The 16417-nt window shown below is 52.2% G+C and carries 17 protein-coding genes and 2 tRNA genes; 5 read left to right on the top strand and 14 right to left on the bottom strand.

Annotated elements, in window-relative coordinates; translation table 11 throughout:
- Positions 1-51: 51 nt before the first annotated feature.
- Positions 52-450 carry a hypothetical protein gene (locus tag ACT53D_RS01475; protein WP_476154125.1) on the top strand — a complete coding sequence of 133 codons (399 nt, stop codon included), beginning with the start codon at positions 52-54 and terminating at the stop codon, positions 448-450.
- Positions 451-513: 63 nt separating this feature from the next.
- On the opposite strand, the gene ACT53D_RS01470 is transcribed toward ACT53D_RS01475, so the two are convergent.
- The 7 genes from ACT53D_RS01470 to recA form a co-directional block, all read right to left on the bottom strand.
- Complete coding sequence (locus tag ACT53D_RS01470) at positions 514-1443, bottom strand: polyprenyl synthetase family protein (RefSeq protein ID WP_313986956.1); 930 nt, start codon at positions 1441-1443, stop codon at positions 514-516.
- Positions 1444-1658: 215 nt separating this feature from the next.
- Positions 1659-1735: transfer RNA gene (locus ACT53D_RS01465), tRNA-Arg, on the bottom strand.
- 120 nt (positions 1736-1855) lie between these two features.
- Positions 1856-1949, bottom strand: a tRNA-Ser gene (locus ACT53D_RS01460).
- 157 nt (positions 1950-2106) lie between these two features.
- Entirely contained in the window at positions 2107-3336 is a 1230-nt protein-coding gene (locus ACT53D_RS01455) for an aspartate kinase (RefSeq protein ID WP_194748263.1), read from the bottom strand.
- A 25-nt stretch (positions 3337-3361) separates the two neighbouring features.
- Positions 3362-6031 carry an alanine--tRNA ligase gene (gene alaS, locus ACT53D_RS01450; protein ID WP_476154123.1) on the bottom strand — a complete coding sequence of 890 codons (2670 nt, stop codon included), beginning with the start codon at positions 6029-6031 and terminating at the stop codon, positions 3362-3364.
- Entirely contained in the window at positions 6021-6476 is a 456-nt protein-coding gene (gene recX, locus ACT53D_RS01445; protein ID WP_476154121.1) for a recombination regulator RecX, read from the bottom strand. The genes alaS and recX overlap by 11 nt, the downstream gene beginning before the upstream one ends.
- A gap of 83 nt (positions 6477-6559) precedes the next feature.
- A complete protein-coding gene (gene recA, locus ACT53D_RS01440; protein ID WP_275355935.1) occupies positions 6560-7588 on the bottom strand; it encodes a recombinase RecA in 1029 nt (342 codons plus the stop codon).
- Positions 7589-7834: 246 nt separating this feature from the next.
- Here recA and ACT53D_RS01435 point away from each other — a divergent pair, with 246 nt between their 5' ends.
- Positions 7835-8197: a hypothetical protein gene (locus ACT53D_RS01435; protein WP_194748267.1), complete on the top strand. Its 363-nt coding sequence runs from the start codon at positions 7835-7837 to the stop codon at positions 8195-8197.
- A 4-nt stretch (positions 8198-8201) separates the two neighbouring features.
- On the opposite strand, the gene ACT53D_RS01430 is transcribed toward ACT53D_RS01435, so the two are convergent.
- The 5 genes from ACT53D_RS01430 to mog are packed head-to-tail and all read right to left on the bottom strand — an operon-like array spanning position 8202 to position 11114.
- Positions 8202-8702 carry a CinA family protein gene (locus ACT53D_RS01430; protein WP_476154119.1) on the bottom strand — a complete coding sequence of 167 codons (501 nt, stop codon included), beginning with the start codon at positions 8700-8702 and terminating at the stop codon, positions 8202-8204.
- Positions 8702-9205 carry a phosphatidylglycerophosphatase A family protein gene (locus ACT53D_RS01425; RefSeq protein WP_379076887.1) on the bottom strand — a complete coding sequence of 168 codons (504 nt, stop codon included), beginning with the start codon at positions 9203-9205 and terminating at the stop codon, positions 8702-8704. Before ACT53D_RS01425 ends, ACT53D_RS01430 begins: the two co-directional genes overlap by 1 nt.
- Complete coding sequence (gene thiL / locus ACT53D_RS01420) at positions 9189-10133, bottom strand: thiamine-phosphate kinase (protein WP_379075340.1); 945 nt, start codon at positions 10131-10133, stop codon at positions 9189-9191. Before thiL ends, ACT53D_RS01425 begins: the two co-directional genes overlap by 17 nt.
- Positions 10126-10482 (bottom strand): VanZ family protein, encoded by a 357-nt coding sequence (locus ACT53D_RS01415; RefSeq protein ID WP_194748270.1) that lies wholly within the window; start codon positions 10480-10482, stop codon positions 10126-10128. The genes thiL and ACT53D_RS01415 overlap by 8 nt, the downstream gene beginning before the upstream one ends.
- A gap of 26 nt (positions 10483-10508) precedes the next feature.
- Positions 10509-11114: a molybdopterin adenylyltransferase gene (mog, locus tag ACT53D_RS01410; RefSeq protein ID WP_275355943.1), complete on the bottom strand. Its 606-nt coding sequence runs from the start codon at positions 11112-11114 to the stop codon at positions 10509-10511.
- A gap of 150 nt (positions 11115-11264) precedes the next feature.
- Here mog and ACT53D_RS01405 point away from each other — a divergent pair, with 150 nt between their 5' ends.
- Positions 11265-11990, top strand: a complete 726-nt coding sequence (locus tag ACT53D_RS01405) for a PDZ domain-containing protein (RefSeq protein WP_476154116.1) — start codon at positions 11265-11267, stop codon at positions 11988-11990.
- 51 nt (positions 11991-12041) lie between these two features.
- The gene (locus ACT53D_RS01400; protein ID WP_476154115.1) at positions 12042-14021 is read left to right on the top strand and encodes a site-specific recombinase; all 1980 of its coding nucleotides are present in this window, start codon (positions 12042-12044) and stop codon (positions 14019-14021) included.
- A 72-nt stretch (positions 14022-14093) separates the two neighbouring features.
- On the opposite strand, the gene ACT53D_RS01395 is transcribed toward ACT53D_RS01400, so the two are convergent.
- Together ACT53D_RS01395 and yjgA are read right to left on the bottom strand one after the other, a co-directional pair.
- On the bottom strand, positions 14094-14348 hold the full coding sequence (locus ACT53D_RS01395; protein WP_194748274.1) for a sulfurtransferase TusA family protein: 255 nt from the start codon (positions 14346-14348) through the stop codon (positions 14094-14096).
- A gap of 69 nt (positions 14349-14417) precedes the next feature.
- Entirely contained in the window at positions 14418-14978 is a 561-nt protein-coding gene (gene yjgA, locus ACT53D_RS01390; RefSeq protein WP_275355949.1) for a ribosome biogenesis factor YjgA, read from the bottom strand.
- Positions 14979-15051: 73 nt separating this feature from the next.
- On the opposite strand from yjgA, the gene pmbA reads away from it, so the two are divergent.
- Entirely contained in the window at positions 15052-16374 is a 1323-nt protein-coding gene (gene pmbA, locus ACT53D_RS01385; RefSeq protein ID WP_379076884.1) for a metalloprotease PmbA, read from the top strand.
- The last annotated feature ends 43 nt before the right edge of the window (positions 16375-16417 follow it).

Below are 16417 nucleotides of genomic sequence, written 5' to 3'. Positions count from 1 at the left end.
GGTTTGCGTCTGTGTGAAGTGGCATCTGTTATCTATAGAAGGAAGTTGCCTATGTCTGATCAAATCAAATTTACATCGCCAACCGAAGTTGAGTTGAACGAGGTTGAGCATCCTGCCTGGGATGAGCCAGTGATTTGTCGAGTAGAAGTCGATTTACCTGGATGGCTCACCAAACTGACCGGACAATCACACTGGGAAGTCTACAGTGAAGAAGAAGAGGAAAACTGCGTAAGCTTTGCGATGCGCTCTTCGAATCATGATCGTTTGCAAAAAGCGATGGCGTCAGCAGAGAGCGACCTGCAGGCAGAGGTGACCTTGTATCACAACGGCTATGCCGTCGTCGATGTCAACGGAAAATCCTTGTTTGATGGCGCATTGACCCATGCAACCAACGACTGCGCGCGACTCAGCTACTACCACATGAGTGGCGAGCCTATCGCCCTGAATTAACCCGGTGTTTGGTTCAGCCGGTATCTTTTAGGTGTTGTCGCCTGCGTACAAGCAGGCGACACCTTAATGTTGCCGGTTGACCGAAAACTGGGCCAAATCCAGCAAAGCCTGTTTGGCGGGCGTCAGTTCAAAAATGGCCAGTGCTTCACAGGCCTGTTCTGCTTCTTTTTGCGCCACGGCGCGCACATAATCAAATGCCTTCACGGCATGCAAAATCTCCAGCACGGCATCTAGCTGCGTGACCTGCCCTTCTAACAAGGCCTGCTTGACCAAGTCCGCTTGCGCGGTTGGCGCTTGCTGGATGGCATACAACATCGGTAAGGTCACTTTTCCCTCGGCCAGATCATTGCCCAGGGTTTTGCCTATTTTTTCACTGTCACCGGTTAAATCCAGCACATCATCTATGAGCTGAAAGGCCGTGCCCAAGTGCATGCCATACTTGGCCAGCCCCTCTTCTTGCGCGACGCTGGCCTGACACTGCACCGCTCCCAGACGGGTCGCCGCTTCAAACAGCTTGGCAGTTTTAAAGTGGATGACCTGCAAGTAATCCTGCTCGCTAACGCCGATATTGCGCACATTGAGCAGCTGTAGCACTTCGCCTTCGGAAATCACATTGGTGGCATCGGCCAGGATTTCCATCACACGCATGTTTTGCAGCCTGACCATCATCTGAAAGGAACGTGAATATAGAAAATCGCCGACCAGCACACTGGCAGGATTGCCATACACATGATTGGCGGTAGATTTGCCTCGACGCAGTTCGGAAGCATCAACCACATCATCATGCAATAAAGTGGCTGTATGAATAAATTCGACAATGGCAGCCAGAGCATGGTGGTCCGGTGTTACACGCCCGGCCAGATCAGCGGCCATCAACACCAATGTCGGACGCAAGCGTTTGCCACCACTATGAATGATGTATTCCGAAATTTGATTAATCAGCGGAACTTGGGATGACAAAGACTGGCGAATAACGGCATCCACCTGCTGCATATCGCCTGTAATCCGCGCCAAACAAGCCTGAAGAGACACTGAAACACCAATTAAATGAAAAGCTGAAGCATATCATACCGCCAACATCATCGCTATGTTCAGCGCGTATCAGCGATGTATCAACGCACTGATGAGCTTTAAGAAATGTAATGTTGGACGGGGATCACTAAAAGAAAAAAGCCCTGTTTCTCGGAAAGAAACAAGGCTTTTATTTTTGGCGCGCCCGGAGCGATTCGAACGCCCGACCCTTTGGTTCGTAGCCAAATACTCTATCCAACTGAGCTACGGGCGCCAAGGTTTGTTGCTTTGCAACAAAAACAGCATTATAACATAAGTTTCAGCTTTGTGGAGGGGTCCAAGTAACGATGACACCCTAATTTACCAAACCCTTGAATCGTTAAACCCAGGTATTTGGCGGTGAGCGAGGGATTCGAACCCTCGATACAGGTTTAAGCCCGTATGCTTCCTTAGCAGGGAAGTGCCTTCGACCACTCGGCCAGCTCACCTTATTAAAACAATGACGCCTTAATAATACCAACACAGCTGATGCTGTTTTCTTTGCAGTATTGCTACTGCATTGAAGGCCGCCATACTACGTGAAAACCCTTCAAAAATCAACGCAAAAAAGAAGAATGTTTTATTTCTTTATTCGTGCGTTTGCGATTATGCGTTTTCCAGGCCAAACGCCTTATGTAACACGCGCACAGCCAGTTCCATATACTTCTCTTCGATCACCACTGCGATCTTGATTTCACTGGTAGAGATCATTTGAATATTGATGCCCTCTTCGGCCAATGTGCGGAACATCTGGCTGGCGATACCCACATGCGAACGCATGCCCACACCGACTACAGACACTTTTGCAATCTTGTCATCGCCAGTCACTTCACGTGCCTGGATATGGCCTTGAACCTTATCGCGCAGAATTGTCAGCGCCTTGTTCATTTCGTTTTTGTGTACGGTAAACGTGAAGTCTGTCGTGCCGTCTGCGCCCACGTTCTGGATAATCATATCCACATCAATGTTGGCATCGGCGACAGGACCAAGAATCTGATAAGCAATCCCTGGCTTGTCAGGCACGCCTGCTACGGTAATTTTCGCCTCATCGCGGTTAAAAGCGATGCCGGAGATAATTGGATCTTCCATGTTTTCCTCATTTTCTTCGAATGTAATCAGCGTGCCGTCACCCTCTTCTTCAAAGCTGGAGAGCACACGTAACTTAACCTTGTATTTGCCAGCAAACTCAACCGAGCGGATTTGCAGTACTTTGGAGCCTTGCGAGGCCAGTTCGAGCATTTCTTCAAAGGTGATTTTTTCCAGCCGGCGCGCTTCTGGCACCACACGCGGGTCAGTGGTATACACACCATCCACATCGGTATAAATCTGGCATTCATCGGCCTTGAGCGCTGCTGCCAACGCTACACCTGTCGTATCGGAGCCGCCACGGCCCAGCGTGGTGATATTGCCATGGGCATCCACGCCCTGAAAACCGGCGACCACACAGACATAGCCGTCATCGAGGTCTTGTTTCAGGTTATGCTGGTCAATGTCCAGAATACGCGCTTTGGTAAACGCATCATCCGTGAGGATTTTCACCTGGGTGCCGGTATAGCTCTTGGCCTTGATGCCAAGCTCCATCAGTGCCAGAGCGGTCATACCTATGGTGACCTGCTCACCGGTAGACACCATCACATCCAGCTCACGCGGATCTGGATCCGGCATGATTTCCTTGGCCAGTGAAATCAGGCGATTGGTTTCACCTGACATGGCTGACACCACGACCACCACTTGATGGCCCATGGCCTTGTAACGTGCCACACGACGCGCCACATTGCGGATACGCTCGGGATTGGCGACTGAGGTGCCACCATATTTTTGTACGATTAATGCCATTATTTTGCTCTGTTAATCAATTGAGTTAATTTAGTTTAGCTTCTGCCCAGGCTTTGACACTCGCCAGTGCCTGCGGCAGATTTGCGGGCTCAGTGCCGCCAGCCATCGCCATGTCTGGCTTGCCACCGCCCTTACCACCCACCTGGCCTGCAACATGATTCACCAGCTCGCCCGCCTTGACTTTGCCAGTCAAGTCAGCAGTCACGCCCGCAGCCAGACTGACCTTGCCCTCTGCCACGCTCGCCAAAACAATGACGGCAGATTTGAGTTTATCCTTGAGTTTATCCATGGTCTCGCGCAAGGCATTAGCATCTGCACCGTCCAAGGCAGCAGCCAATACTTTAACGCCATTGACTTCCAGGGCTTGCGTCGCCAGATCGTCGCCTTGTGAAGAGGCGAGTTTGGACTTCAAGCGCGCCAACTCTTTTTCGAGCGACTTGACGTGATCCATCACTTGCGCAATTTTGGCTGGGACTTCATGCGCAGGGGCTTTGAGCTCACCTGCCACCTGATTAATCAGCGCTTGCTGGGATTGCACCAGCTTCAACGCGCCCTCGCCCGTGGTGGCTTCGACACGGCGTACGCCTGCCGCCACGCCACTCTCGGAGGTAATTTTAAACAGTCCAATATCGCCAGTGCGGCTGACATGGGTACCGCCACACAACTCGCGCGAAGATCCGATATCCAGCACGCGTACTTCATCGCCATATTTCTCGCCAAACAGCATCATGGCGCCCGTTTTTTGCGCAGACTCAATATCCATCAAGCGCGCTTGTGTCGCCGCATTGGCCAAAATCTCGGCATTGACCAACGCTTCTACCCTGTCAATCTCGGCATCAGTCATCGGCGCATTATGCACAAAGTCAAAACGGGTTTTTTCCGTATCGACCAGGCTGCCTTTTTGCTGCACATGCTCACCCAGCACTTCACGCAAGGCCTTATGCATCAGATGCGTTGCCGAGTGATTACGCATGGTGCTGGCGCGCGCCTGCAGATTGACTTTAGCCGCCAACGCATCTCCCACAGACAAAGACCCGGTTTTGAGTACGCCATGATGGCCGAACACGGCTGCCTGAATTTTTTGTGTATCTTCTACGGCAAAAATACCGTTGGCAGACTTGAGCTCTCCGCTATCGCCAATCTGGCCACCGGATTCAGCATAGAACGGTGTATGGTCAAGCACAACCACGCCGAGGTCACCTTCATTCAGTGTTTGTACAGCACTGCCATCTTTATATAACGCCAGGACTTTGGCAGCGGTTTCCAGCTCGTCATAACCGTGGAATGTGGTCGCAGCGCCGTCATATTCAAGATTGAGCGCCATTTTGAACTTGCCCGCCGCACGTGCTTGTTCTTTTTGGCGCGCCATGGCCGCATCAAAGCCAGCGGTATCCACCGTCACGCCACGTTCGCGGCAGATGTCGGCGGTGAGGTCCAGCGGGAAACCAAAGGTATCGTGCAGTTTGAAGGCTAACTCACCACTCAATACTCTAGGAACCTTTTCTCCTGACTTGTGATAAGCAATCAAAGAGTCTTCTAAGCTACTTTCGAGAATATTCATACCATTCTCGATAGTTTCAAAGAATCTTTCTTCCTCTTGTTTGAGGATATCCATTACTCGGTTCTGATTTGTTTTTAACTCTGGATAAGCTTCGCCCATCTCATTAACCAAATCAGGAACCATTTTATAAAAGAATGGTTGCCGCGCAGACAACTTATATCCATGTCGAATGGCTCTGCGAATGATACGACGCAATACATAGCCACGCCCTTCGTTACCAGGGATAACACCATCAGATATCAAGAACGAGCAGGCTCGAATATGATCAGCCAAGACTTTCAGACTCGGATTATTCATATCGCCAGAAATTGTTTCTCTCGCGGCGGCTTTAATCAACGCCTGGAATAGATCAATTTCGTAGTTGGCATGCACGCCTTGCAGTACCGCAGAAATACGCTCCAAGCCCATTCCGGTATCGACCGATGGCTTAGGCAACGGATGCATGACGCCCGCTTCGTCGCGGTTGAACTGCATGAACACGTTATTCCAGATTTCAATAAAGCGATCACCATCTTCATCGGGCGAGCCTGGAGGGCCGCCTGGAATATGCGCACCGTGGTCATAGAAAATTTCTGTACAGGGGCCGCAAGGACCGGTGTCGCCCATCATCCAAAAGTTATCTGAGGCATAACGCGCACCTTTGTTGTCCCCAATACGGACAATCTTGTCAGCAGGGACGCCCACCTCTTTGTTCCAGATATCGTAGGCTTCATCATCCTCCGCATACACGGTGACCATCAGGCGTTCTTTGGGTAAAGCGTAGACTTCAGTCAACAGCTCCCAGGCAAAGGTAATGGCATCGCGCTTGAAGTAATCCCCAAAACTGAAGTTACCCAGCATCTCGAAAAAGGTATGGTGACGCGCGGTATAGCCCACATTCTCAAGATCGTTATGCTTACCACCGGCGCGTACACATTTTTGTGCGGTCGCCGCACGCGTATAGGCACGCTTGTCAAAGCCGAGGAACACATCTTTAAACTGGTTCATGCCTGCGTTGGTAAACAGCAAGGTGGGGTCACCATGCGGCACCAGTGAACTGGAAGCTACCACTTGGTGGCCTTTGGAAGCAAAGAAATCCAGGAACGCCTGGCGGATTTGTTTGCTGGAAGGTTTTTGCCCGTACTTAACTGTCATCTTCTGCGTGTCTATTCAAAATGTGTTTAATTACATCAAACGTAAAACCCCGACTCTGTAAGAAGCGGGCCTGTTTTGCCCATTCCTCGCGTGTTGTCGGGGCCGCTTTAAATTTTTTGCGCCAGACTTCGCTGGCGCGTTCAACCTCATTGTCCTGCAAGCCTGCAACGGCTTCTGCTATCAAGGTATCGTCTACCCCTTTTTCACGTAGCTCGTTGGCGACACGCGCACTGCCAAATTTGGCTTTACGGGCATGGACCAATTGCTCGGTGAATCTGGCGTCACTCAACCAGCCGCGCTGTTTAAAATCATCCAACAAAACCGGGAGGTCGTCCGCTTCTTCGGCATAGGCCTTTAGCTTTTGCCCCAACTCCGTGTATGAATACTCACGCTTGGCCAAGTATTCTAAAGCGCGTTGGCGTAAGGTTTTTTCCAGATTAGCCATTGAATTTTAGGCCACAGTGCGTACAGCGCTCAAAGAGAAAAACCAAACGTCAAAAGCGCGCCTCACTCAGGCTCGCAAAAACCTTAATCATCCTCGCCGCGCGCTGAAGGCAGAATATCTGCCAGCACTTTGGCATTGGCGCGAATTTTCGCTTCAATTTCCGCTGCGATTTCTGGATGCTCACGCAAGAACTCTTTGGCGTTTTCTTTGCCTTGGCCGATTTTTTCGCCGTTATAGCTAAACCATGCACCGGCTTTTTCCACCATTTTCAGATTGACGCCCAACTCAATAATCTCACCCAACCGCGAGATGCCTTCGCCATACATAATGTCAAACTCGGCTTGTTTAAATGGTGGCGCGACTTTGTTTTTAATCACTTTGACTTTGGTTTCGGAGCCAATGACTTCGTCACCTTTCTTGATCGCGCCTGTGCGGCGGATATCCAGTCGCACAGAGGCGTAGAATTTAAGCGCGTTACCGCCGGTGGTCGTTTCCGGGTTGCCAAACATGACACCAATTTTCATCCGAATCTGGTTAATGAAGATAACCAGCGTATTGGTACGTTTGATATTGCCGGTGAGTTTACGCAAGGCTTGTGACATCAAGCGCGCCTGCAAGCCCATGTGGCTGTCGCCCATTTCACCTTCAATCTCAGCGCGTGGCGTCAACGCTGCCACCGAGTCGACCACTACAATATCCACTGAGCCGGAACGTACCAGCATGTCGGCAATTTCCAAGGCTTGTTCGCCAGTATCGGGTTGCGAAATCAGCAAATCAGGGACATTCACGCCTAATTTAGAGGCGTATTGCGGGTCTAGCGCATGCTCCGCATCAATAAAAGCAGCGGTGCCGCCTAATTTTTGCATTTCGGCAATCACTTGCAGGGTCAAGGTGGTTTTACCGGAAGACTCCGGGCCATAAATCTCCACAATGCGGCCGCGTGGCAATCCGCCTACGCCGAGTGCGATATCCAGACCCAATGAACCGGTGGAAACGACTTGCAGGTCTTCGCCGATATCAGCATCGCCCATGCGCATAATGGAACCTTTGCCGAACTGCTTTTCAATTTGAGAGAGTGCGGCGGCGAGCGCTTTGCTTTTGTTGTCATCCATGCTGATTACCTTCTTTTAGCGATAAAATGCGTTGCTTGCACAAACGCGATATAATCCAAACAATAACCTCTAATTATTTCATAAATCGACCATCAGTGAAATGGCGTTGCCATGAATAAATGCCCAGCCATTCTGGCCTGAGGCAATTGCGTAGCTGCATGCGTGAATGGTGCTGTCAACCGCGGCCCGGCAACTGCGTTAAATAGATCAGGGAGCATGCATTTGTTTTCCGCTAGAGGAGCATTTATGAAAGTCTTTAAACTGATTCTGACGTTGGCGCTGGCGAGTATCGCGGCAGTCAGCGCGCAAGCACAAGATAACTGGTCGGTGGGCGTGGTGGTAGGCAACCCTTACCCACCCGCTTACTACGCGCCGCCTGCCGTAGTTTATGCACCGCCGCCAGTGGTCATTTACCCACATCCACAAAGCCGTTACTACTACAGCCCCCCTGCAGTGACCTATTCCGCACCAGTACCGCCACCAGGTCCCGGGTTTATTCAGTTCTCTTATGGCAATGGTGGCTACGGCGGTTACAACTATGGCCCGCGCAACTACTATGGTGGCGGATGGGGACGTGGTCACCACCACCATCACCACCACGACGATTAATTGATCACAGTTCTGACGTCACGCTACGTAACAGGGCCGTCAATAGATAACTGGCGGCCTGTTCACGTATCTGCTGGCGATCGCCGGTAAAATACTGGGTGTGCACCAGCACATGAGGCGGTCCCGGTTGCCGGGTGCCCCAGGCAAAACATACCATCCCCACCGGCTTGTAAGCAGACCCACCGCCCGGCCCGGCAATGCCAGTTACCGCACCACTGATATTGGCCAAACTGTGTTCTAACGCGCCGACGGCCATGGCCTGTGCCACCGCTTCGCTGACAGCACCATGTTCGTCTATCAATTCAGCCGGGACGCCCAACATGTCGGTTTTGGCAGCGTTGCTGTAGGTAACAAAACCGCGGTCAAACCAGGCTGAGCTTCCGGCAATTGCCGTTATCGATTGTGCAATCAGGCCACCAGTACAAGACTCGGCCAGCGCCAATTGCCACCCTCTGGCCTGCAAGGCAGGCCCCAGGCTTGCGCTGAGTTCCAGCAGGGATGGCATTACATTATCCCTTTTAACCATTGCAGTACCACTATTGCCATGAACGCGGCCAGCACATCATCCAGCATGACCCCCAGGCCGCCTTTCACGCGCTGATCCACCCAGCTGATCGGAAACGGCTTCCAGATATCAAACAGTCGAAACAGTGCAAATGCAGCCGCTCCCCAGCCGAACCCCGAGGGGACTGTGACCAAAACCGCAGCCATAGCCACAACTTCATCCCAGACAATCGCACCGTGGTCACTGACCCCGAGCGCACGTCCGGTAAACGCGCAGCACCAGACGCCCAGCAAGAAAAGTGCGGCCAAAGCAAGCCATTGCTGGGTTAAAGGTAAATGCATCAACAGCCAGTACAAGGGAAAGCCCAGCAGCGTGCCCACGGTACCAGGTGCTTTGGGTGACAAACCCGTGCCCAGACCCAAACTCAGACAATGCAGCGGGTGTGACCACAGCAGCCGCCAACTCGGTAACGATGACTGACTATGCTTAGCCAAAATGCTGATATCCTTTCTTTGCAATATCCAGAGCCACGTTGCCGTTCATCACGGTTAAACCAGGGCTCGCAGTGGTTTTACCAATGCGACTCAGCGGCAGATTCAATTGCTGCGACAGGGCCAGCAGCGCCTCCCGGTGCTGGGGAGCGGCAGTAAAACATAATTCATAATCATCCCCGCCTGCCAGCACGGCTTTCTGCATTGTCTCTTCTTCTATTGGCGTTTGCAGTCGTGGCAACGGCAACGCGCGCCAATCCAGTTCAGCGCCAACCCTGGAGGCCTGCAAAATATGGTCCAAATCGGCCAGCAAACCATCCGAAATATCGAGTGCAGCGCTTGCCATGCCACGCAAGGCCAAGCCCAGACGCACTCTTGGCTGCGGATGATGCATGGCAGTGGCGAGCATCGCAATATCATCGGCATGCAGAGGCAGATGCCCTAAACGGTTTTGTAGCCATAGTGCCGCCTGCCCTAAACAACCACTGACCCAGATATCCTCCCCCGCCCTGGCGCCATTACGTTGCAAGGCCTGGCCACGAGGCACTTCACCCAGGATGTTAATGGCGATATTGAGTGGGCCGCGGGTGGTATCGCCGCCGATCAAGGCAACCTCAAAGGCATCCGCACAGGCAAATAGGCCGTCACTGAATTGGCGTAACCACGGATGATCCACCCCGGGCAATGCGATGGACAGCGTGGCCCATTTAGGCTCGGCTCCCATCGCCGCCATATCACTGATATTCACTGCCATCGACTTCCAGCCAATGGCAAAGGGCTGTGCCTCGGCAAAAAAATGTGTGCCTGAAACCGACATATCGGCCGAAACCGCCAATTGATAGCCTGGACGCACGCTAACCAGCGCAGCGTCATCCCCTACCCCCAGATCAACCGCTGCTTGCCTGGTGAAATATTGGGCAATTAGATCAAATTCAGCCACGGCGATGCTGCCACCAGCGTAGACACAAGATGACAACGCCCCATGCCAGCAAGATACCCACGCTATCAGCCAGCCAGTCATAGACGCTGGGCTGACGGGTCACGGTGAGCAGCCCCTGTAGCACCTCCATGAGACCTCCATAAATCAACAAGCCGAGCATCAGCCATTGTTGCCGGGCCGGATAGGCCAATCCTGCCCAAAAAGTGACACCGCCAAACGCGACGATGTGCTGTATCTTGTCCAGATAAGGAAAGCGCTGCTCGGCAGGCGCCATTTCTATCAGCAACAGGTAAGTCAGTAGTGCCAAGCAGGCAATAAAGATGATTTTGGCAATCAGAGAAAAACGCATGGGTATCCTGAATGAAGATGAAGAGATCAAGCCTGGGGCTTGAGCGCCGACTTGGGCCGGAACGCCTGAACCACGCGTGCATCTGTTTCCAGATAAGGCATGGGCGCATCAGGGGTTGCCAGCAAGTCCAGGCAATATGGCACCGCCGCAAAGATGCCCGGCACTACCGTTTTACCTTCGCCATCTTTGAGGCCTTCCAGCGTTTCCTGTATAGACTTTGGCTGCCCGGGCAAATTGATAATCAGGCATTGCTTACGGATCACTGCCACTTGCCGCGACAAAATCGCCGTAGGCACAAACCTCAGACTGATCTGGCGCATTTGTTCGCCAAAGCCCGGCATCTCACGATCAGCGACCGATAAGGTAGCTTCAGGTGTGACATCGCGCAAGGCCGGACCCGTGCCACCGGTAGTCAAAATCAGATGGCAGGCCTCTTCATCCACCAATTGCCTGAGCGTCTCGGCAATGGTGGCCTGCTCATCGGCAATCAGCCGGGGGATGACGTGGTAAGGCGAAGTGAGCGCCTGTTGCAACCACGCAGTCAGCGATGGAATGCCCTTATCCTCATAAATGCCCTGTGAAGCGCGATCACTGATGGAAACAAGTCCAACACGCGTGAATTGTTGTTGCATAACGTGGTCTATCAGAAGTTGGTCTGTGTTAATGTACCAATACATCATAACATTACAATGTGACAATCGATCATGGAGAACGAGATGAACCAAGCGCATGCAAGCAGGCATTCCCCCCCCTTAAAACGTCCGCTCATCCTAGGCGGGCTCATGTGGTTGTCCATGTGTTTGGCCCTCGCCTGTATGCTCACGAGTCAACGCGTCTCTGCCGAAGAAAACCCCTACGTCACACATTACCAGGCACAAAACCAGGGGAACCTGCACTCCTTGCAAGCCAATCCTGAGCCGCAGTTGCTCAGTGGCGTGCGCCGGGATGACGACAACATCAGAATGCTCGAAGATGGTTATGACTTGATGGGCTTTAGCAGTTTTGAAGCTGGGGAAGTCCCGCCAGAACTGGCACTAGACCATGGCCGTAGCCTCCAAGCCGACAGCATTCTGGTCTATGTAAAAAAAGCGGGCAACACTTCGCCAGCCTCCAAGATGGAGATGATCAAGGAAGCCGTGAAAAAAGGTCAGTCGCTGACTGAAAAAGACATGGCTGCCAGCCCGGGCAAATATCGCTATTACGCAAGTTTCTGGGCAAAACTGCCGCCTCCTTTACTAGGCATCCATGTGATCAAACTGGTGCAAAAACAATCTGGTGGTGAGGGCGAACGCCTGCCTACCCCCGGCGTGCGCGTGATTGCCGTGATTCATGGCTCGTCTGCCGAAAAAGCAGGCATGCAACGCGGCGACCAGCTACTCAGCATCAACCAGGAAAAAGTAGAAGATGCAGCCACGCTCTCCACTCTCGTACGCAAATACCGAGGCAAAGCAGTTAAGTTAGAGATGGAACGTCAAAGTGAGCCCCTCTCGCTAGAGGCCCAACTCTAAACGTTTGGCGTGTTATCCTTGCCAAATCAAGCATCCAAGAAAGCGCTTTACATGTTTCAACCGATTTTTGACCACCAGGCCGCACGCGAAGCGGCCGGTGATATTGACGATATTCAGTTTATTCGAGCGTTGTTCGACAATATCCGGCCCAAGGACTCCTCGGATATTGAAAGTGCGAGCAATGCCTTGCAGGCCTTGTGCTTCCTGCTGCAACAGCATCCACAGTTTGCCTTGTTATTGCGCAACAGCGTGCTGAGACTGCTCAATGAAAAGAGCGTGATATCGCTGTATTCAGACCACGGCATTCAATCAGACCTCGGCTTTTTTACCGAAATTTATCGTCGGCTTTCGCATAAAATCCTGCCAGACGTACCCGACCCTAAATATCTCAAGGATGTGTTTGGCCAGATTTTTCATCAAAACGATGATGCTGACTGGGTCACCGGCATGCCCGACCAGGTCTGGCGAGACTTTATGCAGACATTGGACATCAGCCGAGGCGACTGGCAATTGCAGCAAAACTGCATCCAGGAGCTCAAGGATGCCCTGCAAGTGCTGTCTTTCAGGCTCTCGGCATCTGGCTTGGATCCCGAGCTGATTTTGCAGCATGAAGATCTCGAATCAAACAGCTCGCCCTTTATCACGCAAAATATTGAAATTCAAAAGTTTTTGGCGCTGGGTAGCATCCAAGCTGAAGATGTGCAACATCTCTACAGTGTGCTCAAGCGTTGCGAGCAACTGACCTATGAAATCCGCAAGGCGAATGCCAAAACCGGGACCAGCATCTCGCTGACGGCGCTGATGCAAAGAATTTTGCAACAGATTCAGCGCATGCAACTGGTGGTAGACATTCTGCATGGGCTCATTCTCAAGCATGATGTGAGCCAGGCAATCACCAGCTTGCTGAAACAGCTGGTGGATGCCGAATGCAAGAAAAACAACCTGTCGGATTACTGGCGCCAAAATACGGAATTGCTGGCCTTGCGCGTCACTGAAAATGCCAGCCATACCGGCGAGCATTACATTGCGCAACATCGCGGTGAATATTTCAAGCTCATGGGCTCAGCCATGGGCGCGGGCCTCATCATTGCCTTTATGGCGATGTTTAAAATCATGATTGCCAGCTATCACCTGCCACCGCTGACCGAGGCCATTTTGTTTAGCCTCAATTATGGCCTGGGCTTTGTCATCATTCACCTGTTGCACTTCACGGTGGCCACCAAGCAGCCGGCGATGACCGCTGCGACCATTGCTTCAACCATAGATGACCATGGCCATGACAGTAAAAACATACACAATCTGATCAATATTGTGGCACAAACCACGAGCAGCCAGACGATTGCGATTTTAGGCAACGTGGTGGTGGTGATTCCGGTGGCCATACTGATTGACTGGCTGTTTATGCAAAGCACTGGCCATCACTTTATTGGCAGCGAAAAAGCACATAGCCTGCTGGACAACAATAACCCGCTGATCAGCCTGACCGCACTTTATGCGGCAGTCGCCGGGGTATGTTTGTTTTTGTCAGGTCTGATTGCCGGCTACCACGACAACCTGGCCGCCTACAACCGGATTCCAGAACGCCTGCAACATTTGGGCTGGTTGCAGTCCTTGCTGGGCAAAGAACGTCTGGGGCGCATTACCGACTATATCCGTCATAACCTGGGCGCACTGGCGGGGAATTTTTACTTTGGTTGCCTGTTGGGATTTGCCTCAGGGCTGGGGGTCATGCTGGGATTGCCGCTCGACATCCGTCACGTGACCTTTGTTGCGGCTTTTGCCGGTTACTCGTTCCCGGCGCTTGATTTTCAGGTCAGCCAATACATTGTGGGCACCACCATTCTGGGGATTGCCCTGGTCGGCACCATCAACCTCATTACCAGTTTCGGCCTGGCAATCTACGTTGCAATGAAGTCACGAAAAGTGCGCTATCGCCACTGGAAGGCTTTTTGGCTAGAATTGTTAAGTGCACTGTATCGCCAGCCAGGCAAGTTCTTGTTACCTCCTAAGAAAACCAATACAGATCATTAAACACACGGCGCGCGCAGTGTGTTGGAGCGGGTCAGCCGAAGGCCGGAGCCCAAGGCCACACCCGCTCAGTGACTAGTCAGCCGCCAGAGTGGTTTCTTTCTGGATCAAAAAGTGAAAGACACCGCCTTCTTTGTGCACAGACAACAACTTGACCGGGTGATGATTAATCACGTTGCGGATATTCTGTTCGCTGCCCGCAGAGGTCGTTTTCACGGACAACACCTGACCGGGCAACAACTCCTCCAGTTTTTCGATGGTTTTCAGCATGGGCAATGGACTGTCCAGGCCCATCAGGTCGAGTTCGATATCTATTGGTGTGGTGTGCATACTTGTCCCCCTTTTCAAAAGCTGCTGATGTCAGCATGATCAAGCTGTGTTGGCGACCGCCAATCACGTTCAATCTTCATCCAACTCGTCTTCCTCAGTACCCGCTATCGCCTGCAAGTCATCCTCTACCGCTACACCTTCCATCAATTCGCGGATTATTTTAAATAATTCGCGGCTGCTTTTAGGCGGCTTGCCGGCAGCATGCTCCTTATTCGCATTACGGATCAAGGTACGCATTTGCTGCACAGGGGTCTGCGGATATTCAGCAATAAATAATTCGATGGCCTTGCTGTCTTCGAGCAAGCGTGACCGCCACCGTTCCATTTGGTGAAAGCGGGCATTTTCTTCCTGATGCTTGCCTTCCCATTTTTGCAATTGTTCAACAATCGGGGCCAAATCTGTTTCACGCATCAGGCGCCCGATATACTGCATTTGACGACGGATGGCACCATTCGAGGTAATGCGCTTGGCTTCGGCAATCGCATCCATCAGGGATTCTTCCAGCGCCAGTTTTTTCAATTTATCCTTGGGGAGCGCCACCAGTTGTCGGCCAATGTCCTGCGCGGCATCCGCCTCAGCCTTGAGGCGGGTTTTACTGGGTTGGGAATCATCAAAGGTTTCAGATGTCATGTTAAAAGCAATCTCTGCCAAATCACGGTATGATAACAGCTTTAATCGTCAAGCTAAAAACAAGCAAGCCAGCATGCAAGCAGACCAACTACAACAAATCGCGCAAGACATTATTCGTTTGACGCAAACAGCCGGTGCCAGCAGCGCCGAAACCGAAGTCAGTTTTGGCATGGGTCAGAGTGTGTCTGTGCGCCAGGGCGAGACTGAAAATATTGAGTATAACCGCGATAAGGGCTGCTCGGTCACGGTCTACTTTGGTCAGCAAAAAGGCTATGCCAGCACCTCAGACCTGAGTCCGCAAGCCTTACGTGATACGGTTGAAGCGGCCTGCAATATCGCCAAGTATACGGCGCAGGACCCCTTCTGTGGCCTGGCTGACGCTGACTTGATGGCAACCTCGTTTCCTGACCTGTCTCTGCATCATCCCTGGCAAGTCGATGTCGATGCAGCGCTGGCGCTGGCCAAACGTTGCGAAAGCGCGGCACTGGCAGTAGATCACAGAATCAGTAACAGCGAGGGAGCCAGTGTCTATACGCAAAGCGGCGCCTTCGCCTATGCCAACAGTCACGGGTTTATCGGGGGCTATGCCAGTTCACGTCATAGTATCAGTTGCTCGGTGATTGCCGAGGCCGATGGCCTAATGCAACGCGACTACTGGTATAGCAGTGCCCGCGATGCACTAGACCTGGCCAGCCCTGAACAGGTGGGCCAGATCGCTGGTGAACGTACCGCCAGGCGACTGGGTGCGCGCCCGATCAAAACCGGGCAATACCCGGTACTGTTTGAAGCACCGCTGGCCAGTGGCCTGATTGGTACCCTCATGAGTGCCATTTCTGGTGGCAACCTGTATCGAAAATCCTCTTTCCTGCTTGATAGCCTGGGCCAAACCATCGCCAGCCCGCTGTTACAGATTGAAGATCATCCATTTCTGCTCAAAGGGGCGGCCAGTAGTGCCTTTGATAGTGAAGGCGTCGCTTGCCAAACCAGAACACTGGTCGAGAATGGCGTCCTGCAAGGCTATTTATTGGGCAGCTACTCCGCCCGCAAGCTGGGACTCAAAACCACAGGCAATGCCGGTGGCGCACACAATATTCTGGTCCGATCCACTGGTCAGTCCTTTGAACAGCTGCTGCAAACACTGGGCACGGGGCTGCTGGTGACGGAGTTACTGGGGCATGGCCTGAATATGGTGACTGGCGACTACTCACGCGGTGCGTCTGGCTATTGGGTTGAGAACGGCGTCATTGTGCACCCGGTCGAAGAAATCACCATCGCCAGCAACATGAAAGACATGCTGAAAAGTATCGTCGCCATTGGTAATGACGTGATTCCCAACAGTTCAAAACTGACGGGTTCTATTTTGATAGAGCGCATGACCGTCGCCTCATCCGAATAAACTTGTTCGCTCATCCCAATTACCATCAGTAAACAAGTTGTCA

Source organism: Methylophilus sp. DMC16 (genome assembly GCF_056314045.1).
The sequence above is the reverse complement of the archived record's forward strand: the minus strand, read 5'-3'. Positions and strand labels throughout refer to the sequence as shown.

Excerpts from the sequence above, each read along its gene's own strand:
- ACT53D_RS01475 (WP_476154125.1), top strand. The coding sequence starts at position 52 with ATGTCTGATCAAATCAAATTTACATCGCCAACCGAAGTTGAGTTGAAC.
- ACT53D_RS01470 (WP_313986956.1), bottom strand. The coding sequence starts at position 1,443 with ATGCAGCAGGTGGATGCCGTTATTCGCCAGTCTTTGTCATCCCAAGTT.
- ACT53D_RS01455 (WP_194748263.1), bottom strand. The coding sequence starts at position 3,336 with ATGGCATTAATCGTACAAAAATATGGTGGCACCTCAGTCGCCAATCCC.
- alaS (WP_476154123.1), bottom strand. The coding sequence starts at position 6,031 with ATGACAGTTAAGTACGGGCAAAAACCTTCCAGCAAACAAATCCGCCAG.
- recX (WP_476154121.1), bottom strand. The coding sequence starts at position 6,476 with ATGGCTAATCTGGAAAAAACCTTACGCCAACGCGCTTTAGAATACTTG.
- recA (WP_275355935.1), bottom strand. The coding sequence starts at position 7,588 with ATGGATGACAACAAAAGCAAAGCGCTCGCCGCCGCACTCTCTCAAATT.
- ACT53D_RS01435 (WP_194748267.1), top strand. The coding sequence starts at position 7,835 with ATGAAAGTCTTTAAACTGATTCTGACGTTGGCGCTGGCGAGTATCGCG.
- ACT53D_RS01430 (WP_476154119.1), bottom strand. The coding sequence starts at position 8,702 with ATGCCATCCCTGCTGGAACTCAGCGCAAGCCTGGGGCCTGCCTTGCAG.
- ACT53D_RS01415 (WP_194748270.1), bottom strand. The coding sequence starts at position 10,482 with ATGCGTTTTTCTCTGATTGCCAAAATCATCTTTATTGCCTGCTTGGCA.
- mog (WP_275355943.1), bottom strand. The coding sequence starts at position 11,114 with ATGCAACAACAATTCACGCGTGTTGGACTTGTTTCCATCAGTGATCGC.
- ACT53D_RS01405 (WP_476154116.1), top strand. The coding sequence starts at position 11,265 with ATGTGGTTGTCCATGTGTTTGGCCCTCGCCTGTATGCTCACGAGTCAA.
- ACT53D_RS01400 (WP_476154115.1), top strand. The coding sequence starts at position 12,042 with ATGTTTCAACCGATTTTTGACCACCAGGCCGCACGCGAAGCGGCCGGT.
- ACT53D_RS01395 (WP_194748274.1), bottom strand. The coding sequence starts at position 14,348 with ATGCACACCACACCAATAGATATCGAACTCGACCTGATGGGCCTGGAC.
- yjgA (WP_275355949.1), bottom strand. The coding sequence starts at position 14,978 with ATGACATCTGAAACCTTTGATGATTCCCAACCCAGTAAAACCCGCCTC.
- pmbA (WP_379076884.1), top strand. The coding sequence starts at position 15,052 with ATGCAAGCAGACCAACTACAACAAATCGCGCAAGACATTATTCGTTTG.